Origin of the sequence: Devosia limi DSM 17137 (assembly GCF_900128975.1) — a bacterium.
GTDB classification, from domain to species: domain Bacteria; phylum Pseudomonadota; class Alphaproteobacteria; order Rhizobiales; family Devosiaceae; genus Devosia; species Devosia limi.
Genome location: NZ_FQVC01000002.1, coordinates 96,336 through 122,187, shown reverse-complemented (window position 1 = coordinate 122,187; position 25,852 = coordinate 96,336). Strand labels below are relative to the sequence as shown.

20 protein-coding genes, 1 tRNA gene and 1 other annotated feature are annotated in these 25,852 nt (G+C 61.5%); of the genes, 7 read left to right on the top strand and 14 right to left on the bottom strand.

Annotation, left to right across the window (positions count from 1 at the left end; translation table 11 throughout):
* Window positions 1-4 precede the first annotated feature (4 nt).
* The 7 genes from BUA69_RS03880 to xylF form a co-directional block, all read right to left on the bottom strand.
* The gene (locus BUA69_RS03880) at window positions 5-475 is read right to left on the bottom strand and encodes a YaiI/YqxD family protein (protein ID WP_046136699.1); all 471 of its coding nucleotides are present in this window, start codon (window positions 473-475) and stop codon (window positions 5-7) included.
* A complete protein-coding gene (locus BUA69_RS03875) occupies window positions 468-1,013 on the bottom strand; it encodes an AAA family ATPase (protein WP_046136698.1) in 546 nt (181 codons plus the stop codon). The genes BUA69_RS03880 and BUA69_RS03875 overlap by 8 nt, the downstream gene beginning before the upstream one ends.
* 303 nt (window positions 1,014-1,316) lie before the next feature.
* Window positions 1,317-2,444: an S-(hydroxymethyl)glutathione dehydrogenase/class III alcohol dehydrogenase gene (locus BUA69_RS03870; RefSeq protein ID WP_046136697.1), complete on the bottom strand. Its 1,128-nt coding sequence runs from the start codon at window positions 2,442-2,444 to the stop codon at window positions 1,317-1,319.
* Between the two features lie 70 nt (window positions 2,445-2,514).
* Complete coding sequence (locus tag BUA69_RS03865) at window positions 2,515-3,162, bottom strand: DUF1345 domain-containing protein (protein ID WP_083588489.1); 648 nt, start codon at window positions 3,160-3,162, stop codon at window positions 2,515-2,517.
* Window positions 3,163-3,223: 61 nt separating this feature from the next.
* Window positions 3,224-4,006 carry an ATP-binding cassette domain-containing protein gene (locus tag BUA69_RS03860; RefSeq protein WP_046136696.1) on the bottom strand — a complete coding sequence of 261 codons (783 nt, stop codon included), beginning with the start codon at window positions 4,004-4,006 and terminating at the stop codon, window positions 3,224-3,226.
* 12 nt (window positions 4,007-4,018) lie between these two features.
* Entirely contained in the window at window positions 4,019-5,317 is a 1,299-nt protein-coding gene (locus BUA69_RS03855) for a sugar ABC transporter permease (protein WP_244468813.1), read from the bottom strand.
* Between the two features lie 97 nt (window positions 5,318-5,414).
* Window positions 5,415-6,458: a D-xylose ABC transporter substrate-binding protein gene (xylF, locus tag BUA69_RS03850; RefSeq protein WP_046136694.1), complete on the bottom strand. Its 1,044-nt coding sequence runs from the start codon at window positions 6,456-6,458 to the stop codon at window positions 5,415-5,417.
* Between the two features lie 219 nt (window positions 6,459-6,677).
* On the opposite strand from xylF, the gene BUA69_RS03840 reads away from it, so the two are divergent.
* Both BUA69_RS03840 and BUA69_RS03835 read left to right on the top strand, forming a co-directional pair.
* A complete protein-coding gene (locus tag BUA69_RS03840) occupies window positions 6,678-7,943 on the top strand; it encodes an ROK family protein (RefSeq protein ID WP_143154410.1) in 1,266 nt (421 codons plus the stop codon).
* Between the two features lie 116 nt (window positions 7,944-8,059).
* Complete coding sequence (locus tag BUA69_RS03835; protein WP_046136692.1) at window positions 8,060-9,487, top strand: mannose-1-phosphate guanylyltransferase/mannose-6-phosphate isomerase; 1,428 nt, start codon at window positions 8,060-8,062, stop codon at window positions 9,485-9,487.
* Between the two features lie 123 nt (window positions 9,488-9,610).
* Here the strand turns inward: BUA69_RS03835 and cysN are convergent, their stop codons facing one another.
* Window positions 9,611-11,500, bottom strand: a complete 1,890-nt coding sequence (gene cysN / locus BUA69_RS03830) for a sulfate adenylyltransferase subunit CysN (protein WP_046136691.1) — start codon at window positions 11,498-11,500, stop codon at window positions 9,611-9,613.
* A gap of 1 nt (window position 11,501) precedes the next feature.
* Window positions 11,502-12,410, bottom strand: a complete 909-nt coding sequence (gene cysD, locus BUA69_RS03825) for a sulfate adenylyltransferase subunit CysD (RefSeq protein ID WP_046136690.1) — start codon at window positions 12,408-12,410, stop codon at window positions 11,502-11,504.
* A 313-nt stretch (window positions 12,411-12,723) separates the two neighbouring features.
* On the opposite strand from cysD, the gene BUA69_RS03820 reads away from it, so the two are divergent.
* The 4 genes from BUA69_RS03820 (at window position 12,724) to BUA69_RS21470 (ending at window position 17,223) form a co-directional block, all read left to right on the top strand.
* A tRNA-Thr gene (locus BUA69_RS03820) sits at window positions 12,724-12,799 on the top strand.
* A gap of 250 nt (window positions 12,800-13,049) precedes the next feature.
* Entirely contained in the window at window positions 13,050-13,961 is a 912-nt protein-coding gene (locus BUA69_RS03815) for a helix-turn-helix transcriptional regulator (RefSeq protein WP_052950728.1), read from the top strand.
* Between the two features lie 164 nt (window positions 13,962-14,125).
* Window positions 14,126-15,085 carry a hypothetical protein gene (locus BUA69_RS03810; RefSeq protein WP_342079312.1) on the top strand — a complete coding sequence of 320 codons (960 nt, stop codon included), beginning with the start codon at window positions 14,126-14,128 and terminating at the stop codon, window positions 15,083-15,085.
* Window positions 15,082-17,223 carry a VWA domain-containing protein gene (locus BUA69_RS21470; protein WP_052950727.1) on the top strand — a complete coding sequence of 714 codons (2,142 nt, stop codon included), beginning with the start codon at window positions 15,082-15,084 and terminating at the stop codon, window positions 17,221-17,223. The genes BUA69_RS03810 and BUA69_RS21470 overlap by 4 nt, the downstream gene beginning before the upstream one ends.
* Before the next feature lie 58 nt (window positions 17,224-17,281).
* Here BUA69_RS21470 and BUA69_RS03800 read toward each other — a convergent pair whose 3' ends face one another.
* From BUA69_RS03800 to BUA69_RS03790, 3 genes are all read right to left on the bottom strand, one after another.
* Complete coding sequence (locus tag BUA69_RS03800) at window positions 17,282-18,547, bottom strand: MFS transporter (RefSeq protein ID WP_052950726.1); 1,266 nt, start codon at window positions 18,545-18,547, stop codon at window positions 17,282-17,284.
* Between the two features lie 246 nt (window positions 18,548-18,793).
* Entirely contained in the window at window positions 18,794-20,278 is a 1,485-nt protein-coding gene (locus BUA69_RS03795; RefSeq protein WP_046136688.1) for a SulP family inorganic anion transporter, read from the bottom strand.
* Between the two features lie 67 nt (window positions 20,279-20,345).
* Window positions 20,346-20,401 (bottom strand) — a sequence feature (sul1 is cis-regulatory element that is thought to sense ions involved in sulfur or methionine metabolism; They are found in Alphaproteobacteria).
* A gap of 132 nt (window positions 20,402-20,533) precedes the next feature.
* Window positions 20,534-23,356 carry a GMC oxidoreductase gene (locus tag BUA69_RS03790; RefSeq protein WP_052950725.1) on the bottom strand — a complete coding sequence of 941 codons (2,823 nt, stop codon included), beginning with the start codon at window positions 23,354-23,356 and terminating at the stop codon, window positions 20,534-20,536.
* Between BUA69_RS03790 and BUA69_RS20550 the strand changes: the two genes are divergently transcribed.
* A complete protein-coding gene (locus BUA69_RS20550) occupies window positions 23,349-24,068 on the top strand; it encodes an SH3 domain-containing protein (protein WP_082093957.1) in 720 nt (239 codons plus the stop codon). The two genes, BUA69_RS03790 and BUA69_RS20550, sit on opposite strands and share 8 nt — an antisense overlap.
* A 65-nt stretch (window positions 24,069-24,133) precedes the next feature.
* Here BUA69_RS20550 and BUA69_RS03780 read toward each other — a convergent pair whose 3' ends face one another.
* Together BUA69_RS03780 and BUA69_RS03775 are read right to left on the bottom strand one after the other, a co-directional pair.
* Window positions 24,134-25,033, bottom strand: a complete 900-nt coding sequence (locus BUA69_RS03780; RefSeq protein WP_046136686.1) for a hypothetical protein — start codon at window positions 25,031-25,033, stop codon at window positions 24,134-24,136.
* 67 nt (window positions 25,034-25,100) lie between these two features.
* Entirely contained in the window at window positions 25,101-25,649 is a 549-nt protein-coding gene (locus BUA69_RS03775) for a M35 family metalloendopeptidase (protein WP_046136685.1), read from the bottom strand.
* Between the last annotated feature and the right edge of the window lie 203 nt (window positions 25,650-25,852).

Here is a 25,852-nt window from a genome sequence, read left to right as displayed (position 1 = left end):
CCGACTATTTTGACGATCCAGCAGCCGTCTTTGACTTGCGCACCAGCGTGTCCAGCGCACTGAGAAAGGCCGAGCGATCGGCGGGCCGGAAACTGGCGTTGTAGCCTTTGCTTTCTCCGGTTTCGCGCAGGTGCTGGTTAAGCTCGCGCATCGCCAATGCCATGCCGATGGAGTTGTCGGTGAAGGGCTTGCCGGTAAATCCGAGGACATGACAGCCCTTGGCCAGCGCCCGGCTGGCGAGCGGGATATCGGCTGTGAGCACGATATCATTGGCCTGCGCCTGCTCGACAATCCAATCATCGGCAGCATCGGCGCCCTGCGATACCACGACGACCTTGATCATCGGATCGCGCGAGGGCCGCACGCCGCCATTGCTGACCAGGGTGACGACCAGTCCGTGCCGCTCGGCCACGCGCATTGCCTCGTCCTTCACCGGACAGGCATCGGCATCGACGTACAGGATCGGATCAGGCATTGGCGATGACATCCATGACAAAACCCAGCCGCTCGGCCAGTGGCGCCTTGGGCAGTTCGACAATGCGATAGCCCAGTTCGGCATAGACGTCACGCAGGGTCTCGAAGGTGCGAACGGCCTCGTCCCAATCCTGCTTGCGCTCGGCGTCGTTGACATAGATCTCTCGCCAGGGCGGCGCGAAGAACACTGCGGCATTGTAGCGATAGAGCTCGGCCGCCTTGGCAACATGGGCGGCCGTGGGCAGGCTACAGAGGCGGCGATAGCCGATGATGTCGGGGACGCCACGATCGCAGAGGGTGACAGCGCCGCTGGCAGAGGCCGCAGCATGGGTCTGGATATCGCGGTCGAGCATCAGCTCGCTATAGAGCGCCTGATCGGCCCAGGGCAGCGCCGGGCCGCCAATGGCCAATTGCGACTGGATGATCGCCCTGCCCGCTTCCTGACCCACGCTGAGGCCGCTGGCGGCCGCTGCAGCCAGCAAGGTGGTCTTGCCTGAACCTGGACCGCCGGTGACGATAAAAAGTCTGTCGTGACTCATACTTGTGCCTTTCAGCGTAAGTGCGACGGGAAATCGATGTTTCATCGGGGAAGCGCGAGGGCGCGCGGCGGCACGCCTTACGCGCGGAGCGGGCATGTCCGACACGTATCGACCGCCTGTGGCGCTACAGGCGCGTCCGGACGCCGTTCATGACCGATAGGCTAGAAGCGCAGGCGCCGGGTTGCAAGACACCGGCATGCTCGAAAGTGTCCCGCGGACAAAGGCGAATGGCTGGCGCCACATTTGCGCCAGCCATCATGAGTTGTCGAACAGGCCGTACGCCTGCGGCGGAGGAGAGGCCTCTTAGTAGACGACGACGCTGCGGATGCTCTCGCCCGAATGCATCATCTCGAAGCCCTTGTTGATGTCTTCAAGGCGCAGCGTATGGGTGATCATCGGATCGATCTCGATCTTGCCATCGAGATACCAGTCAACGATCTTTGGCACGTCGGTACGGCCCTTGGCGCCGCCGAACGCGGTGCCCATCCAGGTGCGGCCGGTGACCAGCTGGAACGGACGGGTGGAGATTTCCTGCCCGGCGCCAGCGACCCCGATAACCACCGACTTGCCCCAGCCGCGATGGCTGCACTCGAGCGCCTGACGCATAACCGTTGTGTTACCGGTGCAGTCAAACGTGTAGTCCGCGCCACCGATCAAGTCGCCGCGGCGCTTGGTCAGGTTGACGATATAGGGAACGACGTCACCCTCGATTTCCTTCGGGTTGACGAAGTGGGTCATGCCGAAGCGCTCGCCCCAGGCCTTCTTGTCATTGTTGATGTCGACGCCGATGATCATGTCGGCGCCAGCCAGACGCAGGCCCTGGATGACATTGAGGCCAATGCCCCCGAGACCGAAGACCACGGCCGTCGCCCCGATTTCGACCTTGGCGGTGTTGATGACCGCGCCAATGCCTGTGGTCACGCCGCAGCCAACATAGCAGACCTTGTCGAAAGCAGCCGAGGCGTCGATCTTGGCCACGGCAATCTCGGGCAGCACTGTGTAATTGGAGAAGGTCGAGCAGCCCATATAGTGATGGATCGGCTTGCCCTCGAACGAGAAGCGCGATGTGCCGTCGGGCATCAGCCCCTGCCCCTGGGTGGACCGGATCGCGGTGCAGAGATTGGTCTTCCCCGAACGGCAGGAATAGCACTCGCGGCATTCGGGCGTGTAGAGCGGGATGACGTGGTCACCCTTCTTGACGCTGGTGACGCCCGGGCCGACATCGACGACGACGCCAGCGCCCTCGTGGCCGAGAATGGCCGGGAACAAGCCCTCCGGATCCGCGCCCGACAGGGTGAAGTCATCGGTATGGCAAAGGCCTGTCGCCTTGATCTCCACCAGAACTTCGCCGGCGCGGGGGCCTTCGAGATCAACTTCTACGATTTCGAGCGGCTTTCCAGCCTGAAAGGCAACGGCGGCGCGGGTTTTCATTTTGGGGTCTCCGATTCACGAATTTGCCGGACCCTCGCACACCCTCTGCCGCTGGGCAACGTGGCCAAAGCTATAGCGACACCACGACATTGACGGTCGCGGCGACGATCACGGTATTGAAAAAGAACGAGAAAATTCCGTGCATCAGCACCAGGTGCTGCATTTCGCGTGACGTGACATTTACGTCGGCCACCTGCGCAGTCATTCCGATCACATATGAAAAATACAGGAACGCGATCCCGTCCGGCCTGTCGCCGCTGGGAAACTGAAGCCCGGCGCTATCGTCTCGCCCGGTCTTGGAACGCGCATCGCCCCTAGGCTGGGCATAATACACATAGGCATAGTGATGCGCCGCCATGGCATGCACGGTCAGCCAGCCCAGCGGCACGGCAGCGCCGGTTGCGATCAGTTGCAGGCTGTTCGGGTCATGCGAGGCCACAAGCTGGAACAGCGACACGACGGCCATCACGATCAGCCCGATGGTGGCCAGGAAGATGATCCAGGCGGGGGCATCTTCAAGGTCGGCATGTTTATCGAGGAACGCCGAACTCGCCCGCGGGAAGAACCACAGGCTCATGCCCATATAGACCGCGAAGAACGCAATCGACCCCCATAGCACCGCCTGCCCCGGGGCAACCAACAGGCTCGCCAGGCCCACGACCAGGCCGGCCGCGACGGCAAAGTAGAACGACCTGTGGCGCAACGATCTGTCAAACACGCGCAGCTATCCCCGCCCCCGACCAAGATAGCTGTTGGCGTAGCGACAGCAAGACTCGAAATCAGTCTGCGACGGCGCCTGGACCGGCCACAGCCCCCGCCGGAGCCTTGCCGGCAATGATCATTCCCAGAACTTCGTCCTTGGTCACGTCGCTGGTGCGTGCGGTACCGACCACCTGCCCATTCTTCATGACCACCAGCCTGTCCGCCAGATCGAACACGTCGTGGATATCGTGGCTGATCAGGAAGATGCCGATGCCATCGGATTTGAGCTGCTTGATCAGGTCGCCCACCTGTGCCGTTTCCTGCGGCCCCAGTGCTGCCGTCGGTTCATCCATGATCAGGATGCGGGCATTGAACAGGATGGCCCGGGCAATCGCCACCGACTGGCGCTGGCCGCCCGAGAGGGCTTTGACCGGCTCCTTGAAGCGGCGGAAATTGGGATTGAGCCGCCCCATGACCTCGCGCGCCTTGGACTCCATCGCCGCATCATCAAGCGTACCGATGGCGGTGGTGATCTCGCGCCCAAGGAACAGGTTGGCCGCAGCATCCACATTGTCGGCGACGGCAAGCTGCTGATAGATGGTTTCGATGCCATAGCCCTTGGCATCGCGCGGATTGTTGATGGCGGCGTCGCGTCCATCGATCTTGATGCTGCCGCTGTCGCGCTTGTAGGCGCCCGACAGGATCTTGATCAGGGTCGACTTGCCGGCGCCATTATGGCCGAGCAGGCCCACGACTTCACCGGGATAGAGATCGATCGATGCCCGATCGACCGCGCGAATGCCGCCAAAGGAGATCGAGATATCATTCATCTCGACCAGCGGAGTTCTGGTGTCCAGCATGTTTCGGACTTCCTAGTTTTTGTTGCGCCGGTAAAGCGTGTCCAGCCATACCGCGAAGACGAGAACGATACCGACGACGATGGACTGGAGCGGGCTATCGAGCCCCATCAGCACCATGCCTGACTGCAGCGACTGCATGACCAGCGCCCCCAGCAATGCCCCGGCAATGGTGCCGACGCCGCCGGCCAGCGAGGTGCCGCCGATGACTGCTGCCGCGATGACATAGAGTTCGTCCAGCGTGCCCAGCGCATTGGTCGCCGCATTGAGGCGGGCCGACGAAATCGCCGCCGCGATGGCGCAGAGCGCCCCCATCAGCATGAAGATCTTGACCGTGACCCAGCGGGTATTGATGCCGGCCAGTTCCGCCGCCTCGGGATTGCCGCCCATGGCAAAGACGTAGCGGCCAAAGCGGGTGCGGGTCGAAATGAAGGTCATTACCACCCCCACGCCCAATGCGATCAACACCGGAATTGCGATGCCGTGCGAGATGAACAGCCCACCGTCCGGCACGGCGATGCCGTTTGCTTCGGCGAAGGCCTCGGCGATCCGGCGCGGCCAGGGATAGGCGTTGGCCACCCAGACTGCCCCAATGGCAAGACCGCAACCGATGACGGCCAGCGAGACCTCTGCCCAGATCGGGCGTAGTGGAAAGTTGAAACGCAGGCGCTGGCGGCGACCGAAATAGAGGCCGAGTACGATGGCCGCGCAGGCGACGATCGCCACGACCCAGCTCCAGAACGCCCCGATCGAACCGCTGGGACCGCCCCCCATCAGCTGGAAGGTGGGGTCCATCGGCGCTACTGTCCGGCCCATGGTCACCCACCATGCCGCCCCGCGCCAAACCAGATAGCCACCCAGCGTGACGATGAAGGCCGGCACTTTGAGATAGGCGATGATCGAGCCCTGCAGCGCGCCGATGCCGACGCCCACCGCAAGCCCTGCCCCCAGCGACAACGCCCAGATCAACGGATGTCCGAAGCCCAGGCCCATCTGGACCGGCAGGATATCGGTCTGCATCACGCCCATGACCATGCCCACCAGCCCCAGGATCGAGCCGACTGACAGGTCAATATTGCGGGTGACGATGACCAGCACCATCCCGGTGACCATCACGGCCACCGAGGCGGTCTGCACCGACAGGTTCCATAGATTGCGCGGTGTCAGGAACAATCCGCCCGACAGGATATGAAAGCCGACCCAGATAATGGCCAGCGCTCCGACCATGCCCAGCAGGCGCGTATCGAGTTCCGTCGCGATCAGGAACCGTTGCAGTGGATTTTGTGCGAACCGGCTGGGATGCGCGGCAGCCAGAGTGGCATGCTGATCGGCCAAGTGAAATTCTCCCCATTACAGCGGTGCCGCGGCCTTTGCCGCGGCACCGCCAATTTGAGACTATTACGCCTCGAGCCTAGTTACACGCAGCAACGCTACCGGCGGCGACGCCCTGGCACACCACATCCTTGGCAACCCAGCCGGCGTCGATGACGACGTTGAGGTTGTCCTTGGTTATGGCGACGGGGGCGATGAAGAACGCGTTCATTTCAACGCCCTTGGGGCCGCCGGAGAACTTGGACGTGCCGGTGACTGCGTCGAGTGCGGTGCCGCCAGCCAGCTCGAGGGCGACTTCAGCCGCCTTCTTGCCCAGCTCGCGGGCGTCCTTCCAGACCGACACGGTCTGGGTGCCCAGAGCGATGCGGTTGAGGGCGGCGTGGTCGCCGTCCTGACCCGAAACCGGCACCGAACCAGCAAGACCCTGCGCCGCCAGGGCCGCAATGGCGCCGCCGGCAGTGCCGTCATTGGAGGCGACGACAGCGTCGACTTCATTATTATTGGCGGTCAGGAACTGTTCCATGTTCGCCTGTGCCACTTCCGGATTCCAGTTGTCGGTATAGGCTTCGCCGACATTCTTGATGTCGCCCTTGTCGATGGCAGACTTCAGCACTTCCATCTGGCCTTCAAACAGGAAATCGGCATTGGGATCGGCCGAATTGCCCTTGATGAAGACGTAATTGCCGGTCGGCTGCACGGCATAGACGCCGGCGGCCTGCAGGCGACCGACTTCCTTGTTGTCGAAGGTCAGGTAAAAGGCGTCCGGATTTTCGATCAGGCGGTCATAGCCGACCACCGGGATTCCTTCGGCGACGGCGGCGGCAACGGCCGGACCAACAGCTTCACTGTCCTGGGCCAGCACGATGATGGCGTCAGCGCCCTGCGAGATCAGGCTTTCGATGTCGGTCAGTTGCTTTGCGGCTGACGACTGGGCGTCGGCAGAAATGTACCGGGCGCCGGCGGCGTCGAGCACGTTCTTGATCGCCGCTTCGTCGGTCTTCCAGCGCTCCTCCTGGAAATTGTTCCAGGACACGCCAACGACGAGCCCGTCCTGCGCCATGGCGGCGCCGGCCGTGCCGGAAATGACGGTCGTGCACAGCAAGACCGCTAAAAACTTGTTCATCAATGTCCTCCCTTTGGGCAGTGTCCCCGCCCCGCATTCTGCCGGTGGCTTCGCCCCAGCGGCCCCCTCCACCAGCGCCCTGAGCATTATTTCGCTGCTCGAAAAAATCACTGGCATGCAGCACGATCTGCTGTCAACTTCAATTTCGATACTCGAATTAAATCCGCAGCTGCGCTAATGGCAGTGAGAGCTTGCAACGACCATTAAGGAGATGACCGCTTGGCGCGTCACGTTAGCGATAGCGACAGCGTCCGGCGGCAAAACCGGGGTTTGGTCATGGGGGCGTTGCGCGTCAACGGGTCCTTGTCGCGTACGGCTCTTGCCGCGCAGACGGGGCTGAGCCATGCCAGCATTACAGCCATCACTCAGGACATGCTGGCCCAGGACATCATTGTCGAGTTGGCGGCCGGAGAGAAAAGCGACGCCAAGACGCGGGGCCGCCCCGCCGTTCTGGTCGGTTTCAATCGCGCCATCGGCTATGCCGCCCTGGTTGAGATTGACGTCAACCGCACACGCCTGTCGCTGGTGGATCATGGTGGCGTGCTGGTCGATCGTATCGAGACGCCGCTGACCCCCGCCACCTTTCATGGGACACCACCGGTCGCGTTCCTGCGCGAGCGGCTGGAACAATTGGTCAGCCGCAACCCGACAGAAGCGCGAAAGCTGCTTCGTGTTGCCATCTCGGTGCAGGGCATCCTCGACCGCGACGGCCTCGGTCTCAAATGGTCGCCCATCCAGCACCTTGCCGGAACGCCGCTGGTGAGCCAATTGACCGAAATCTTCAATCTCCCCGTGACGCTCTACAAGCGCGGCCGGCTCCTCGCCGAGGGCACGCGCTGGCTCAACCCGAACCTGCATGACGCCAGCGTCGCTACCGTGTTTGTTGGCTCAACCGTGGCCATGGGCATGACCTTCCGGGGGCAGATCCTGGGGCGCAGCGACGAAGGCGCCACCGAATTCGGCCATATGAACCACATTCCCAATGGCGCGCTCTGCCGCTGCGGCATGCGTGGCTGCGTCGAGGCCTATGCCTCGGACTATGGCGTATTGCGCACCGCCTATTCCGTCCCCGAAACCGCTACCCCCGCCCCGGCCGTTCCGGCGGCTGAGTATGACGGACTCATCGCCCGGGCCGAAGCTGGCGACCGTGCGGCGACCCATGCGTTCAACCTAGCCGGGCGCGCCATCGGCTTTGGCCTCAGCCGCATGATGGCAGTGTTTGACCCTGCCCATATCCTGATCGTTGGGCCAGGTGCCCGCGCCTTTCCGCTGATGCGGGCCGAGATCGATGCGGCACTGGCTGGGGCACTCGTCTGCCGCGTCAACGGCATGCCGCAGATCGTCGCCCTCCGCGATGAAGGTGAACCGATCTTCCACGGCCTGATGATGAAGACGCTCAACGAAATCGACCAGAATGACTTCGCTGCCTTGCCCAGCGCCCCACGCGCCGCGCCAGAATTCGCGAGCACCGCTGCCCGCCGGTAACCAACATTGTCAAAGCAACGGCCAGTTGATTGCTTTTGGACTGATTTCGACCCAATACTTTTCAACGCAGGTTCAGCGACTTGCAGGCGCTGCTTCTCACAATAGGCGGAGTTGGAATGAGTGGATTGATCGTACCCGTCATTCTCGCCGGCGGACAGGGGACACGGCTCTGGCCGATGTCGCGCGCCGCGCGGCCCAAGCAGTTCCTCACCCTGACCGGGCCGATCAGCCTCTATCAGCAGACCCTGCGCCGGGTTGAAGACCCTGCGGTCTATACCCCCGCCATCGTCATCACCAATTCCGAATACCGCTTCATCGTCGCCGAGCAGGCCGAGGAACTGGGGCACCCACTTGCCGGCATGCTGCTGGAACCGGTGGTGCGCAATACCGCCGTCGCCATCGCCGCCGCCGCCTTCTACGCGATCAACAAATTCGGCGCCAAGGCCGTCCTGCATGTGCTGCCATCCGACCATGACGTGGCGGTGGACGCGGGCTATTTGCAGGCAGTCGAGCGCGCTGCCGAAGCCGCCCGCGCCGGCCGTCTCGTCACCTTCGGCATCGTGCCGACAGCGCCCGAAACCGGTTATGGCTACATCAAGGCTGGCGCCCTGATCAGCGATGATATCAACGCCGTTGACCGCTTCGTCGAAAAGCCTGACCTGCCACGCGCCCAGCAGATGCTGGACGACGGCGGCTATCTGTGGAATTCGGGCATGTTCATGATTGGCGCGGCGGCGTTCCTGGAGGAATGCGAAGCGCTGGCGCCTGAAACCTTTGCCGCCGCCCGCGATGCAGTCGCCGGTGCGCGCACCGACCTCGATTTCGTTCGTCTTGATGAGGCGACCTTCGCCAAGGCACCCAACATCTCGGTCGACTATGCCATCTTCGAACGCACGAGCCGCTCGGCAGTGGTGCCTGTCAGCTTTGGCTGGTCGGACCTGGGCAGCTGGGATGCCGTGTGGAAGGCCAGCCCCAAGGACAGCGCCGGCAATGTCGCCAATGGTGCCGCGACACTAAACAATGTCACGCGCTCGCTGGTTGTGACCGACCACGCCCATATCGCCATTGAGGGCCTCGACGATATCGCTGTGATCGCCAGCGCAGACGCCGTCTATGTCGGCCGCCTCTCAGAGGCCCAGAAAGTCGGTCCAATGGTCAAGGTGCTACGCGGGCAACCCGCGACGGCCAGCCTGACCGAAATCCACCGCACCGCCTACCGCCCCTGGGGCGGCTATTCCTCGGTACTCAATGGCGAGCGCTTCCAGGTGAAACGGCTCTTCGTCAAACCCGGCAAGAAGCTCTCGCTGCAAAAGCACCACCACCGCTCCGAACACTGGATCGTGGTGCGCGGCACGGCGGAAGTAACCATCGATGGCGTCGTCAGCATGGTTTCGGAAAACCAATCGGTCTATCTGCCACTGGGATGTACGCACCGGCTCGGCAATCCCGGCAAGATGCTGCTGGAACTAATCGAAGTGCAGACCGGCTCCTATCTCGGCGAGGATGACATCATCCGCATCGAAGACGAATTCGGCCGCGCCTGAACGAGAAAGGCGCTCCAATGGAGCGCCTCCCCCTTCAGCCTGCCAGAATGGCGACCTGTCGAGCCAGCTCGAACAGAAATTGGGCCGCTCAACCGTGGCGGCACAGGGCACCCCGGCCCACGCCTAGATCTTCAACCACCCATGCAGTTCATCCGCCAGCACAGCCGGCTCATGTCCCGCCCCATGCAGCACCAGTTCTGGATGCTCCGGCGCCTCGAACGGGCTATCGATCCCGGTAAAATTCTTGATCTCGCCCGCCCGCGCCCGCGCATATAACCCCTTCGGGTCGCGCGCTTCGCAGACTTCGATCGGCGTATCGACATAGACCTCGACAAAACGGATATCGCCGGCGATTTCGCGGGCCAGGCGACGTTCGTTGACGAAGGGCGAGATGAACGAGACGAGGACGATCAGGCCCGCATCGGCCATCAGCTTGGCGACTTCGGCGACGCGGCGGATATTCTCGACGCGGGCCGCTTCGGTGAAGCCAAGATCCTTGTTGAGGCCGTGGCGGACATTGTCGCCATCAAGGATGTAGGCATGCCGCCCCTCGGCGGTCAGGCGCTTCTCCAGGAGATTGGCGACACTCGACTTGCCCGAGCCGGACAACCCGGTGAACCAGATGATCTGCGGCGCCTGCCCCTTCATGGCCGAGCGCACGTCGCGGTTCACGTCGAAGGCCTGATAGGTCAGGTTCTGCGCCCGGCGCAGGCCGAATTCGATGGTGCCGGCGCCCAGCGTCGCATTGGAGATACGGTCGATCAGGATGAACCCGCCGGTCAGCGCATTGCTGGCATAGGGATCAAACGCAATCGGCTTGTCGGTGGCGATGGTGACCGTGGCCACCTCGTTGAGATCGACCTTGGTCGCGGCCGTATGTTCCAGCGTGTTCACATTGGTGCGGAACTTGAGATCGGTAATCGTCGCCGGGACGATCTGCGAGCCCAGCTTGAGCAGATAGGAGCGGCCCGGAAACGCCGATTCCTCACTCATCCAGACGATGCGGGCCTGGAACTGATTGGAAAACTCCGGCGTCTTGCCCGAATGCGCTAGCACATCGCCGCGCGACACATCCACTTCACGATCCAGCACCAGCGTCACCGCTTGCCCGGCAACGGCCCGGTCGAGGTCGCCATCCATGGTAACGATACGGCTGACCACTGCCGGCTTGCGCGAGGCTGAAATCAACACTTCATCGCCCAGGGCGACCTGCCCCGAGGCCACGGTACCCGAAAAGCCGCGGAAATCGAGGTTGGGCCGGTTCACCCATTGCACCGGAAACCGCATCGGCTGGGCCGAACGGTCCTCGGCAGTGTCGATGCCTTCGAGATAAGGCACCAAGGCCGCGCCCTGATACCAGGGTGTATGCGGGCTCTGGGCCAGCATGTTGTCGCCGCGCAACGCCGAAACCGGCACCGTCGCTAGTGTCTTGAACCCCAATGGCTCGGCAAAAGCCCGATAGTCGGCAACGATGCGGTCGTAGACCGCCTGATCGTAATCGACCAGATCGATCTTGTTGATCACCGCCACCACATGCTTCACCCCGATCAGCGACAGGATGAAACTGTGCCGCCGCGTCTGGGTTAGCACGCCCTTGCGGGCATCGATCAGCACCAGCGCCAGATCGGCATTGGAGGCGCCGGTCGCCATGTTGCGGGTATATTGCTCGTGGCCGGGCGTATCGGCGACGATGAACTTGCGCTTGTCGGTGGAGAAAAAGCGATAGGCAACGTCGATGGTAATGCCCTGCTCCCGCTCAGCGGCCAGTCCATCCACCAGCAGCGAGAAATCAATGCCTTCGTCACCCGTGGTGCGGTTGCGGCTTTCCTTCTTGAGGCTGGCCAGCTGGTCATCAAGAATGAGCTGGCTGTCATAGAGCAGCCGGCCGATCAGGGTGGATTTGCCATCATCGACGCTGCCGCAGGTCAGGAAGCGCAGCAGCGACTTATCGGTCTGCTGAGCCAGCCAAAGGTCGAGATCGGTGTCAGCGGTAAGGGCATTGGCCAGGCTCATCTCAGAAATACCCTTCCTGCTTCTTCTTTTCCATCGAGCCGACCTGATCGCTGTCGATCAGCCTGCCCTCGCGCTCCGAGGTGCGGCTTGCCTGCATTTCCATGATGATTTCAGGCAGGCTGGCGGCGCTCGAGCGCATGGCGCCGGTCAGCGGATAGCAGCCCAGGGTGCGGAAGCGGACCAGTTCGTCATGCGGCGTCTCGCCGGTCAGCAGCGGCATCCGGTCATCATCGACCATGATCAGCGTGCCCAGCCGCTCCACCACCGGGCGGCGCGCGGCGAAATAGAGCGGCACGATCGGGATGCCCTCGGAATAGATGTAGGTCCAGATATCCAGCTCCGTCCAATTGGACAGCGGAAACACCCGCATGCTCTCACCCGGATTGAGCCGCGTATTGAACACCCGCCACAGCTCCGGGCGCTGGTTCTTGGGGTCCCAGGCATGCTGGGCATTGCGGTGGGAAAAGATGCGCTCCTTGGCCCGCGACTTTTCCTCATCGCGCCGCGCTCCGCCGATAGCCGCATCATATTGGCCGGCATTGAGTGCCTGCCGCAGCGCGGCGGTTTTCATGATGTCGGTATAGCGCGACGAGCCATGATCGAAGGGATTGATATTGTCGCGGACCCCGTCGGCATTGGTGTGGGTGATCAGGTCAAACCCATATTCCTCCGCCATCCGGTCACGAAAGGCGATCATCTCGCGGAACTTCCAGGTGGTGTTCACATGCAGCAGCGGGAAGGGAATTTTCGACGGATAGAACGCCTTGCGCGCCAGATGCAGCAGCACGCTCGAATCCTTGCCGATCGAATACATCATCACCGGCCGCTCGAAACTTGCGGCAACCTCGCGCAGAATTTCGATGCTCTCGGCTTCCAGCGTACGCAGATGGGTCAGGTGATCTTGGGTCAATAGAGCCAGGCCTCCGTTCTTGCACGGGGTCCGCACAAGTCCATTTTCTACGCTGTTGGATAGGCCTGCTGGCGGCTCTCATCAACCGTGAAAGTGCCAGAAATACTGGGGTTTCAGGGCCTTGGAGCAAAATCGTCTGCGCTCTGGCAAGCCCCCAAAATAGCACTCTGCCAACACCGCTGATCGGCGGCTGAATGTGCGCGACGGAGCAAAGCGGCAGAAAAATAGTTTCCGCGGGAATCTGCTGGGATAATGTCCCTGCGGCCAAACACCCCTTGAATTCACCGCTCCCCAGTGTTAGCCAGCGCATCAGGCCGGTATAGCTCAGTTGGTAGAGCACCTGATTTGTAATCAGGGGGTCGCGGGTTCGACCCCTGCTGCCGGCACCATTTATTCCAAGGGCTTAGCGGATATTCCTGCTTGGCCCTTTCTTTTTTCGGTGCATGTCGCTGCCACATCTGCCCAGGCATCCGGGAGAAAGCGACGCCTTGGCGTCGGCGCGGGTCATCAACACGACGCAACGCTAGACTTGCCAAAACGACAATACCGCGCAACGTTCGCCCCTCAGCGTCTTGCTCATGCGGGGATCGTGTGCCGCTCTTTTCATTGTCAGCGTCAGACTTTGAGCCGGGGCATCGTGTGCCCGCGTTTCAGGATGCGGCAGCGTCCATCTGCCGGCTACAGATCATTCCAAGCGATCCAGACAGCTTCACATCGCGCACCGCGATCGCCGTGCTACCGGATGCCATCATTGCCTCCACGGTTCATGCGCAGTGCACGACTGAACGCACCACGGTTCTGGCCGCCGAGGAGGCCGACAACATTCTGATCCACGCACCGATGTCGGCAGGTTTCGATATCAGCCAGCGCGGTGGCGCCGCCACGGAATGCGGCTTTGGATCCGTCTATATCGACCCCAATGAAGTACCCGGCATCGCCAGTTTCACTGCGCCGAGCACACATGTCTTTTACGTGTCGATACCGCGCCGCGCCTTGACCGGCATTGGCGCCAAGATGGACGGCGCGCTGCGGACCAGCCGGAAAATGTCGCCCTATTGGCAATTGTTCCTGGGCTACGCCAAGACGCTGCATGAATGCCAGGCAGGACTGGGCGCGGAAGCCGCACGCGCCAGCACCAGCCATTTGCATGACCTGGCGCGCATGGCACTCGCGGATGGACAACTCGTCGAGGAAACAGGAGAAGGCCGCGGCGTGCGGGCTGCATGGCTGCATCGGCTAAAAGCCGATATCGAGACGCAAGTGACCTCACCGAACCTGTCGCTGGAATACATCGCGAAACGCCATGGCATCAGCGCCCGCTATGCGAGGGCCCTGTTTGCGAGCGAGCACACGACATTCCGCGACTATGTAAGACAGCGCCGCCTGGACCTCGCGCATCGGATGCTGATCAGTCCGCAGACCAGCCATCGCTCGATCAGTGATCTAGCCATGACATGCGGCTTTGGCGACCTATCCTGGTTCAACGCCTGCTACCGCCACCAGTATGGCGTTACCCCCTCGGCGACGCGGGCCGGCGTCCTTCAACCTTAGGATAGTGTGCCGCACAGCCCTGAAAGCTGTGCCGTCCAGCCCAAGAACTGATCCCCGAACAACAATAGCTTGTTGGCCGCGCGCCGACCTTGGGTACGGCATGCCTAAGCTTTCGGGGGATTGATCGTATGTGGGACTTTAGCGTAGCGCGCGGCTTGGACTTGATGTTCAAGACCGCGCCATTCGTGCTTTTTCGAGCCGCAGTCTATTTCGCCGTCGCTGCGGCCTATGTCATCGTCACCGCTGCGGGGGCTGGAGTTGGCTACGGCATTGGAGCCTTTGGCGACGCCGATTTTCAGGCAAGCTCGGCAATATGGGGCGGCGGCCTCGGCTTTGCGCTGACTGCCGGTGTCCTGTACTTCCTGCGCGAATACATCCTCTACGTCGTCAAGGCCGGGCACATCGCCGTGATGGTCGAACTCCTCGACGGGCGCCCGTTGCCCGAAGGCATGGGGCAGATTGGTTATGCCAAATCCGTTGTTGCCCAGCGCTTTGGCCAAACTTCGGTGCTGTTCGGTATCGACCAATTGGTCAAAGGTGTGGTCAATGCGGTGACCGGACTGCTCCAGGGGCTGGCCACGCTCCTGCCCATTCCCGGCGTCGATCAACTCATGGCCGCCCTGCGCGCTTACCTCAAGCTCGCCGCCGGCCTGATTGACGAGGTCATCCTCGCCCATGCGATCCGCACCCGCTCGGACAATCCCTATGCCAGCGCCCAGGAGGCGCTTGTTCTCTATGGGCAGAATGCCAAGCCCATGCTGATCAATGCAGCCTGGCTCACCCTTTTCGTCTATGGCCTGTCGCTGCTGGTCTTCCTGCTCATGCTCGCCCCGGCTGCCGCCCTGGTTTACCTCCTGCCGGGGGCGTGGTCTGCGGGCGGCCTGGTGTTTGCCCTGTTGTTTGCCTGGGCCATCAAGGCCGCGCTGATCGAACCCTTTGCAATTGCCTGCCTGCTGCAGGCGTTTTTCAAAATCACCGAAGGTCAGCAGCCGGACCCCGAATGGGAGCAACGCATCAGCGGCGCTTCTAACCGGTTCCAGGAACTGGGCCAGCGCGCCGCGAACTGGGCCGGGATCAAGACCCCACCCACTGCAACAACCGGCAAGGTGGGAGCTCAGGCATGAAACGTCTTCTTGGAACTCTTATCTTTGCTGCGTTCACTCTGGCGGGCCTGGCAGGCGGCGCCCTGTCGCAGGAGCGCATGATTATCGTCATGGACGGTTCGGGCTCCATGTGGGGCCAGATCGAGGGGCGCGCCAAGCTTGAGATCGCGCGCGACACGGTGGCCGAGGTGCTGCGGGGACTGCCCGATGAACGTGAACTCGGACTGATCGCCTATGGCCACCGCCAGAAAGGTGATTGCAGCGATATCGAGCTTGTCGTTCCTGCCTCGAGCAATTCGGCCGGGGCCATCCTTGATGCTGTCAACTCGATGCGGTTTCTGGGCAAGACTCCATTGACCCAGGCCGTCCGGGAGGCCGCCGAGGCGCTGCACTATACCGAGGATCAGGCGACCGTGGTGCTGGTCACCGATGGGCTGGAGACCTGCGAAGCCGATCCCTGTGCGCTGGGCAAGGAACTGGCGGAACTTGGCCTGAACTTTACGGCACATGTAGTCGGTTTCGGTCTCAGCAGGGAGGAAGGCACTGCCGTCTCCTGCCTCGCGGAGAATACCGGGGGGCGCTATATCCAGGCATCCAATGCCCGCGATCTCGCCGCCGCTCTCAACGCGACCGTCTATGGCCGAACCCAACCCGTGCCGGAACCCACCAGTGCGCCGATTGCGGGGCTTACCGCACCTGACGAAGCGCCAATCGGCAGCGAAATCGAAGTGCATTGGTCCGTTACCGACATGGTCGCGCTCGACACGATTGAAATCGGAGCCATCGGCGGCGAAGACCACTTCGCCTATGTTTATGCCAGCGTCGGCAATCCAGTCTCCATCCAGGCACCCGGCGAGCCCGGCGCTTATGAGCTTCGCTATGTCAGCGCGGACCAACATGTCGTCGCCCGCCGTCCCATAACGGTGACAGAGGCGCCGGTCTCGCTCAGCGCACCCGATCAGGCCATAGCCGGACAAATCGTGCCAGTGCATTGGGTAGGGCCCGATGCTGCATACGACAATATCCGTGTGCGGCTGCCCGGCGACGACAGCTATCTCGCCTATGCATACGTCTCGGACAACAATCCAGTCATCCTCTCGATGCCCGAAAAACCGGGCACCTACGAACTGACTTACGTCCTCAACGATACTGACACGATAGCGATCAGGCCCATTGTTGTTGTCCCAGCGGGCACCAGCATTCCTGCGCTACCGGCAAGTCTGTCGGCCCCGTTGGAGACCGAGGCCGACAGCGATGTCCAGGTCGGTTGGTCTGGTCCAGGCGCGGCCGACGACTACATCATGCTGCGCCTGCCCGGCTCGGACAGCTACGTCAGCTATGGCTATGTGCGCGGCAACAACCCCGTTACGCTGGCAACGCCGTCCGAACCTGGCGACTATGAACTGGTCTATCGGTTCGCCGACGGACGCGAACTGGCACAGCGCTCGATTGGCATTGTCACCGCGATATCCGCCAGCCAGGCAGATCCTGTCATGGATGTTACGTTCGCCACACCGGCAGCTTACGCCGATCTGCCAGTTCAATGGTCAGCAGTGCCCCTGCCCGGCCAAAGCCTTGCCCCCGAAGCCTGGGCGATGAATGATCATACGATCGGCCCGGTTACGGGTAGCTTCGAGCCCGGCGTCTACGATGTCCGCGGCGAGGGCAGCGGGATGACATTCACCGCTCGGGTGACAGTGCGCTCGGGCGCGGAAAACCACTTTGTCATCGCACCGGCAACGGCTGCCCCGCCATCTGCAGGAAAGCTCAAACTTGAGGTTGCACCTCCTGAAAGGGAGGGGATGGGGGAAGATACGGGCTATGTCTGCGAACTGGCAGTGCCCTGCCCTCAAAACGATCCGCGCAGCGGACTGTCCTTCCTGCTGCCGGCGGGCTGGCGCACCGACATCCCGATTTTCTATGAAACGGCGGCGGGCGTTGGCGCGGATGTACCGTCGATGACGATCTTCGGTCCGCCCCAGGGCGCAGAGATCGCCGAGATCGTACTGAACCCGCGCCAGTGGCTGGCGATGAACGGCCCTTGTGTCGAGGTGGCTATGGGGTTGCTGTGCCGGTTCGATACGGATGAACCGGCTAATCTGGCCGCATTTGAGATCCTCAAGACGTCGTTGCGCTTTTCCCAATCTCGGCGGAGCTGAAGGAATTCCGTTCGCAATCCCGGCATCCGCCGCTGGTATAAGCCCTCATCCGCGCTGCTCAGGTCGGCTCCTGAACGACAAGATCGCTGAGTTGGACCGCGCCCTCGTCGCCAACAACCGAGACGGCGGCACTGGTGCCAAGATCGAAGTTTTGCTTCTCGTCGACAGGCAGGCCTTCGCGCTGGCTCAACCGGAATCCGACGAAGCCGATCAGGGCAATCTGGATGGCGGCATTTGCGACAAAGAAACCCTGCTGCCCCCAGATCTCGATACTGACCGACGACAGCATGGGGCCGATCGTTGATCCCATGCCATTGAGCAGCAACAGGCCCGCCGAAATCTCCACATAGTCCGAGCGATCAGCAAAATCGAAGACGTGGGCGGCAGCGATGGCGTAACTGGGCAAAAGTCCGGCCCCAAAGGCCGCACCGAGACCCAGCCAGTAATAGGGCGTCCCGGACGTAAGCGCGAGCGCAACGCCGACAACGGCGCATCCTGCAGCAAGAGCAATCAACACCTTTCGCCGGTCGACGCGGTCGGAAATCTTGCCCGCCGGCAATTGTGCGAACGCTCCGCCCAGCACTGCGGCGCTCATGAACAAGGCCGCGTCGCCGACGCTGCCACTGACGGTGCTGGCATAGGATGGCGCCAGCGACCAGAACGAGCCAGTCGCCAGTCCGATCAGGAAGATCGAAACCGTTCCAGTTGGGGACAGCCGGAACATGCGCATCGGTCGGAAGCGAACAACGGTGATGGGCGGTGGCTGGCTCGACCGCGTCATCACGATCGGCACGGCAGCCAGCGAAACCAGCACTGACGCGATGGAAAACAACACGAAGGATGTCGGCTGGAACAGCGTGACCATCATCTGACCCAGGGTGATGACAGTGAAGTTCACGGTCACATAGGTCGAAATCAGCAGCCCGCGGGTTTCGTTGGTCGCCTGATCGTTCAACCAGCTTTCGACCACCAGGTAGAGCCCGGCGAGGCAAAAGCCGGTGATCATGCGCAATACGATCCATATGATCGCGTCAAGAGCCATGGGGTATCCCAGGGCCGCCGCCGAGGCGATCGCGACCAGAGCGGCGAAGGTGCGGATGTGCCCCACCCCCATGATCATGCGGGGCGTGAAGGCGCAACCGAGCACAAAACCGAAGAAATAGCCCGACCCCAGCAGGCCGATCTGAAAGGAACTGAATCCTTCGATGCCGCCGCGAATGGGCAGCAGCATGAGCTGCAATCCATTTCCCATGATGAGGAAGGCAACACTCAACAGAATGGAGAGCGCCGCCAGGATTGGCGCTGGCCTGGCAATCGTCTGCACGGCGTCTCTCCCCATTCGCTCGGCTGATGCTCTCGCCAGAGCAACCTATCGAGGCGCGGCTAGAAGTCCCTTAACCAAAGCGACGCACCCGACTGAAGGACGATCACAAATGAGACAACCATTGTCGCCTCCTCGGCGCAATGCTCCGCCGCCCTTCGCCGACGGCATCACCGGCGAACAGCAGCGGAGCGGGGCCTGCCAGCTTGATAGACTGCCCCGCCCCCACACCTTCCAGGGATGGCGCGCTCAGTGTCCAAGCACCTTTTGCATTGCATCGGGTTCATCATGCACCGACAGATCGTCCATAATTGTGACACTGGCGCTATTCATGCCGACGAGTTCAACTGCTGCTCCCTGACGACGGAACTTGAGCACGGCGGTGTCCACCGCGTTCACCCCCGTCAGGTCCCAGATATGAGCCTTGCTTACGTCGATCCGGACACGTTCCAAGCGCTCCTGGAAATCGATGGCTTCGAGAAAGTCGCCCGCCGAGGCGAAAAACAACTGCCCCTCGACCAGGTAATCGCGCTCCCGTCCATCTTCGCTGAGCACCGAGGTAACTCGGAAGATCTGCGACACCTTCCAGGCGAAGAAGATGCCAGACAACAGCACCCCTGCGCCCACGCCGAGTGCCAGGTTATGCGTGCCGACCACGGTGACCACGGTAACCAGCATCACCAGGCTCGACCGGCGCGGGTGCCGGCGCAGGTCCTTGAAGGATGACCAGCTGAAGGTCCCGACCGAAACCATGATCATGATCGCGACCAGCGCGGGCATGGGAATCAGCCCGACAATGTCGCCGAGCATCAGCAGCAGGAACAGCAGGAAGGCCCCGGCAAAGAACGTCGACAGCCTGGTCCGGCCGCCCGATTTCACGTTGATGACGGACTGACCGATCATGGCACATCCAGCCATGCCGCCGAAAAAGCCACTGGCGATATTTGCAATCCCCTGGCCGACGGATTCACGGTTCTTGTCAGACTTCGTATCGGTCATCTGATCAACGATAGACGCCGTCAGCAGGCTCTCCAACAAGCCGACCGCAGCCACGGCAACCGAATAGGGCAGAATGATCCACAGCGTCTCCAGTGTCAGCGGCACATCGGGCAGAAGCAGCGTCGGCAATGTGGACGGCAGTTCACCCAGGTCACTGACAGTTCTCACGTCAACATCGATCAGCAGCGAGATCGTCGTCAGAACCAGGATGCAGACCAGCGGCGATGGAACCAGTTTGGTGATCGTGGGAAAAAGATAGATGATGCCGAGCCCCCCGGCGATCATCAGATAGGTCTGCCAGGAAACCCCCACGAGTTCGGGAAGCTGCGCCAGGAAGATCAGGATGGCCAGCGCGTTGACAAATCCGGTCAGCACCGACCGGGACACGAATTTCATGATGTAGCCGACGCGCGCATAGCCGGCAGCGATCTGGATCACCCCCGCCAGGACTGTCGCGGCCAGCAGATATTGCAGGCCATGGTCGCGCACCAGCGTCCCCATCAGCACGGCCGTGGCGGCGGTCGCCGCCGATATCATTGCCGGTCTGCCGCCAGCCACGGCGATAACCATGGCAATGACAACCGATGCATAGAGCCCCACCTTGGGGTCTACACCCGCGATAATCGAAAACCCGATGGCCTCGGGAATGAGCGCGAGCGCAACGACAATGCCGGCAAGCACGTCACCGCGGATATTGGACAGCCAGTTGCGACGAAAGGTTTCAAAAAAGGTCATAAAGGGTCCAGACGGCAAGACGCGGCAGCTCGCTATGAGACGAACAATTGGCGTTGCAGTTTTGCTGGAGTGTCCGGCGGGTTGGCGGCCGGAAGAGCCACCCGGATTTGCACCGGGTCCGATCGAGTTCCGGCCTTATGCCCGCCCCGCGCCAATAAATCAATTCGCAATATCTGCCCAACGCTCCAGGCTGAACGCGCCAGCCAGTGGCCGCTTCGCCACCCTGGCCGGAAATCGGTCTTGTGAGCGGACGCGTCACCTCGCCAGTCGAGCCCGGAGTCTCTCGATAGCCTCGTAGGTCGCGCTCATCGGAGTGGCTATGGGGGCGCCGTTTCGTCGAGCGGAGGAACGCATCGCCGCGAGCAGTTCCATGTCATCGAAACTGTCCTGGGCGGAGTAACTTGGAGCTCCACCAAAATGCACTGCGACCGCCATCTTCCTGAGGATCGTTGCGACGGCAATCTGTTCGTCGTTCAGATCAAAATCGCAAAACGGATTGCTCCAGACGATTTCGCCAATCGGTGTGTCGATGGTCAATGTCTGCAGACGTCCCGCCGCTTCGTTGCGACGAATGCCGGCCTGGAACACCTGGCCGGACGGGGCTTTGAACAGCATGTCCTCGCCGACAATCGAGCCGCTGGTGCCATAGGTTCTGAAGCATTTTGGGGTCCGGAAGGCGCTATCGTGATAGCTGTCGCTATAGCTATGCATGAGCAGGCCCCCGCTCTTGAACCGGGCGGATCCGACTATCCAGTTTTCGATCTGGCCCTGCGGGTGCGACAGCGCGCCACCAGACTGGGTTATCGCGCTGATCGTTCCGCTTCTCGGCAGGCCCGTGAGCAGTTGTTTGGCGGCCGCGATCCCATGGTAGTCATACGAGGCGAAATCGTTGTGGGAGACAAAGACCCGGCCGATCAGCCCCAAATCGATAACCTGCCGTTTCAGCGCTTCAACGGGAAGTTCAGGAGTTTGCTCGGCCACGCCGACGAGCACCCCATGCTTTCGCATCAGGGAGAGTGCATGCCGGCCTTTTCGCAAGCTCCAGCAAATCGGCGTTTCGATGAGCAGTGGCACGCCAAGGCCGATCAAGCCAGGCAGAGCATCGTCAATCGCTCCAATGGCAACAACCAGCAGATCCGGTTTTGCCTCATGCAACAGCGCCTCCGGCGTCTGAAAGCTTTGGGTCCCGAGCAGGCGGGACACATCGCCGGCACTAGCCGCGGTTCTTGAGGTGACGCCCACCACCTCAAATTCATCCGCAAGCGTCTCAAGGATCGGCAGATAGATTTCCCGCATTCGATTGCCGGCCCCGATCAACCCCACACGCGTGCGCCGAGGTCGCGGGGCCAGCCGATGGGAAGCGACGGCCGCTGGAGCACGATTGTCTATCGCTGTGGATTTTAGATGATCGGCCAGGCGAAGGCTCAATGCGACAATCATCAGGGTAGGATTCATATACCCGGAGGTACTGAAGACCGAGGCGCCTGCAACATACAGGTTGTCCACTTCGTGGACCTTGCAGTTTGCATCGACCACCCCTTTTGCCGGATCGTCCGACATCCGCGTCGTGGACATCGGATGGGCCATGTCGTGGATATGCGCGCGGAAGGCGCCGGAGGGGTCATCCAGCCAGGATGCAAATTCCGGCTGCTGGAAGCCCTGGCGCTCGAATTCCTCGGCCGTCAGTTCAGCGAGACGTTTTGCATTGGCAAATTCACGGTCGGAAACGCGCCAGTCGATGCGCGCCCGTCTCATCCCGAAGGCATCGACTTGGTCTGACAGCGTTACACGGCTCTCGGGATCGGGAACCTGCTCGACAACGGCACCGAATGCGACGCTGGTTGGATTCGACAGCGCCGGTTCTTTCCTGACGTAACGGGAGTAGATCCCCGAGATCAGCTGCATTGGCCGGGTCAGCGCGCTTGCAAGCGCCCGCCATGTGTCCTCGCCGAACTGGCGCCGCTTGAGCAGTCGCAGCGCACTTCCAAGCTGAGATATGGCCGGCGGCTCATGTCCGAACTCGACGATGTGCAGCGCGCTGTTGAGCAGTTCCTCATCTCTTTGACGCTCTGGGCTAACGCGCAAGCCGAGTGTGTATACGTGCTTGTTGCCAGCACGGTTCAGCCAGCGGGCACCCAGCATTCGCCGGACGACATCACTTCCGGCACCATCATATTTCGCAATTGGCCAAAATGGATGGTCGCTCAGGAAGCGCCCGACATTTCCGTGGCTGTTTCCAAGTCCATCTTCACTGGCGGTGCGCGACGAAAGCATCAATCGCGCATTGTCTATGGCCCCGCATGCCAAAACGAACGTCTTGGCGGTAACAGTCCCGGTAATTCCCGAAATTGAGGCTATCTTCACCTGGTTTACGTGCGAGCCGGTGCTGTTTGGCAGCAAATCGACGGCAGTCGCGTTCATGATCACGGTAATATTGCCACTTGCCTCCAGCGCCCCTCTGGCCGCCTCTCCGAGATTGAGCGGTCGCGGTGCCCCGGAATGCTGCAACATGCCCAGGTTCTGCGCCCCTTCCACGCCATCTTTGGCATAGTGATTGAGCACCGCACCCGTGGTCTCGTGCTGGCTGAACTGCCATACAACCGGCCGAAAGTTCAGGCTGTCCCATTGATGCTGCGCGCTGTCCTCCGGAAGCAGGCGCTCCTGTTCCTCCCGATAGAGCGCAGGCCCGAGGCCCAGTATTTGGCCTGCCCGATCAAGATAAGGATCAAGGTCCCTGGCCGCGATGGGCCAGCCGCTATGGGGAACCCAGGGACGATGCTGGAAATCCATGGCATCAAATACGCCGCACCGCCCTGACCACAAGGCTGACGTGCCACCGAGCCCCCGCCAGCGGGTTACGTTCTGAGGGGCACGCGGCATGCCCACGCTCTCGATTTCACTGAGCTTATCGGTTTCGGCATCGCTCGAGTGCCCTCCGCTCTCCAGTACAATAATTCGAAGCGGGGTATCGGCGAACTGAAGAGCAAGTGTCAGTCCGGCTGGGCCCGACCCAATAATGCAGATGTCTGCATCGAATTCAGAGGCCGGCGCGCAGGTCTGAAAATCTATAATGCTCATGACGCGTCCCTCTCGCAGCCAACATGATCATGAAGAATGCGACGCCACCGAGACACTGTCTTTTCGCTCATTTCACCCCAGCCAATCATTGCTGCTGCCAGCATTATCCACGCGCGAACGATACATTTTCTGCAATGTTGACCCTAGTCAATCCGCGTTGCGATCAGATCCCAGCGCGTTGCAGAGCAAAAGAGACCTGCGCGCGCCGACTGCTGCGGGAGCCCCGCTTTTGCATCCATTCAGACAGGCCTTTGAAAATCGTCCAGCCATGCTAAAGCCGAGCAGGTTCAACATTGCCTTGCCTGAGGTCGAAGTGCTTTATTTTTTCCCGCCAGACACCTTTGTATTGGCTGCCTGCGATTATGATCGTCCCTATGACGAACCCATCAGCGTGTCCAAAGGGGCCCTTGTTAGGCCGGTCACCGATGGCTCAATGGACACCGATTTCATGGGATGGACATGGTGTGTCGGCGTCGATGGCCGTGCGGGTTGGACCCCGAACAGCTGGTGCGAGCCGTCCGAGGGCGGCTGGCGATTGCAGCGCGATTTTTCGGCGCTGGAACTGTCGGTGAAAAAGGGGGACCGCCTTCGCGTGATCTACAGTGAAAGCGGGTTCCTCTTCTGTGAAACAGCGTCTGGTGATCGCGCTTGGCTGCCCGACGCCGTTACGGCCCTGGAAGTCCTGGCGGACACCAGGGCGCCGGCAGCTTGAAACCGAGCCGAAAGGCTGAAATTTGAGTCAGATGGCCCGCAGCATATTCCATTCCCCCAGACCTGCTACTGGGGCGCGATGCCCGATCCGGGATAGTTCGTGACGACGCGCCAGACGAGATCCTGCATCCAGGCGGCGGTGGCCGGCTCGGGTGGCGTCTGTTGACCGATAGAAGCGGGCAGACCACGCGGATCCCGGCCATAGATGACGGCATAGTGGGCCAGCGAGATCAGGTAGGCGCCCAGGTCGTTCACATGGATATCGTCGGCGAAGAGCGCGGCCATGTCTGTCAGGCCTGGCGCTTTGCCCGCGGCAATGTCGTCATAGGCAGCAGCCATGATCACTGGTCCAGGGATCATGCGCATTTCCGGAGCATCTTTGCGACGGTTGGCGTTCACCGAGGCGGCGATTTCCTCCCACCGCGCCAGCTCCAGCTCCAGCCTCTGCCTGAAAGGGACATGTCCCTCGGGGTCGTTATAGGGATTGTCGAAATCGGGGCCGCTACGGAGGTCGATCCAGCTGGCATAGAGGATGGTTTCGGCGCCTTTGCCGCCATCACCATTTTCCCAGGCATGATTGAACCAGCGCAGCGCTTCGGCGGAAGAGCCGTGCCAAGGCATCGTGCCGGACAGCGAGACCCGTTCCGTTAGAACCAGGACCTGATAATCGCCGATAACGGCCCTGGCATCGGGGCCGTATTCAGGCGGGTTGTTCCAGCGCCAATCCATCGGGCTGCCTGGCACAGTTGATCTGGCCACGGTGACGGCCGGCCCCCCAGCTGCGCGAACCATGCCTTCCAGCATGGCTGGAATCGGGTCGGTCAGGCTGTGGCCGGACTCGATGACGCGCAAGTCGAACGGCCGGTTGAGTGCAATGGGTTCAACGCGCTCGGCGGCAATGCCGGCTGGCGCCGCCATTGCCAGAAGGCAGGACGCGGCGAACCACTGCTTGCGTATCGATTTCATCCCGCCATCCCTGTTGTTCCGGGCAAGCCTATCGTCAAGATGAGCGCCTTGCCAAGATAATCACCGCTTAGTGCGGCAAGCTGAAAGCCGAGCGGGCACAACGGTTCTTGTCCCAATAGTGCGCAACGGCCTGAAATCTGCCGCTGGCGATGAACTGCACTTGGGCGGTAAAGGCCATCGCCTGGCATTCGTCGGTGCCAGCTACCACATGCACCATTTCATGCAGGATGGTGGTTTCGCGCAGCGCATCGGCGCCGGCCGAGAAAAATTTCGGGCACAACATCACATTGACGGCGCCGCTATCAATCGCGGGCATCACATAGGCTGCAAAGCGTTCACAGCGCTGGTCCTCGGCCGATCTGATGGCGAAATTGACGTCCAGTTCCATATCCCACCTGCTGGAATAGAACCGGTGCCGCTTGAGCGCATCGCTATAGGCGGGGATGTCGACGCCTATTGCCGCCGCTTCGAGCGTGCCCATGGCCTGCTCGAAGGTGTGGACGGCGCCATTCAGGGCCCTGTCCAGCATCCGCTGCTGCTGCGCCTGCGCCTGCGCCGAGGCAGGCCAGAGCGCCCCCAGACCCAGGGCCAAAACAAGTATCAGGCTACGCAGCATCGGCACGGCTCCATCGTCACACACGCATGCGGACCCATAAGTCACCCGGTGAGTGTCAAGCCGCAGAGCCACTCTATCGGATTTCAGGTTATCATTGGGACGGTGCCGACAATTTTATCCCCCGCCCCAGCATGACCATGATGATCTGGGATAGGCTCAACCGATGCTGCCATTGCTACAAAATCTACTGCCGCGCCGAATAA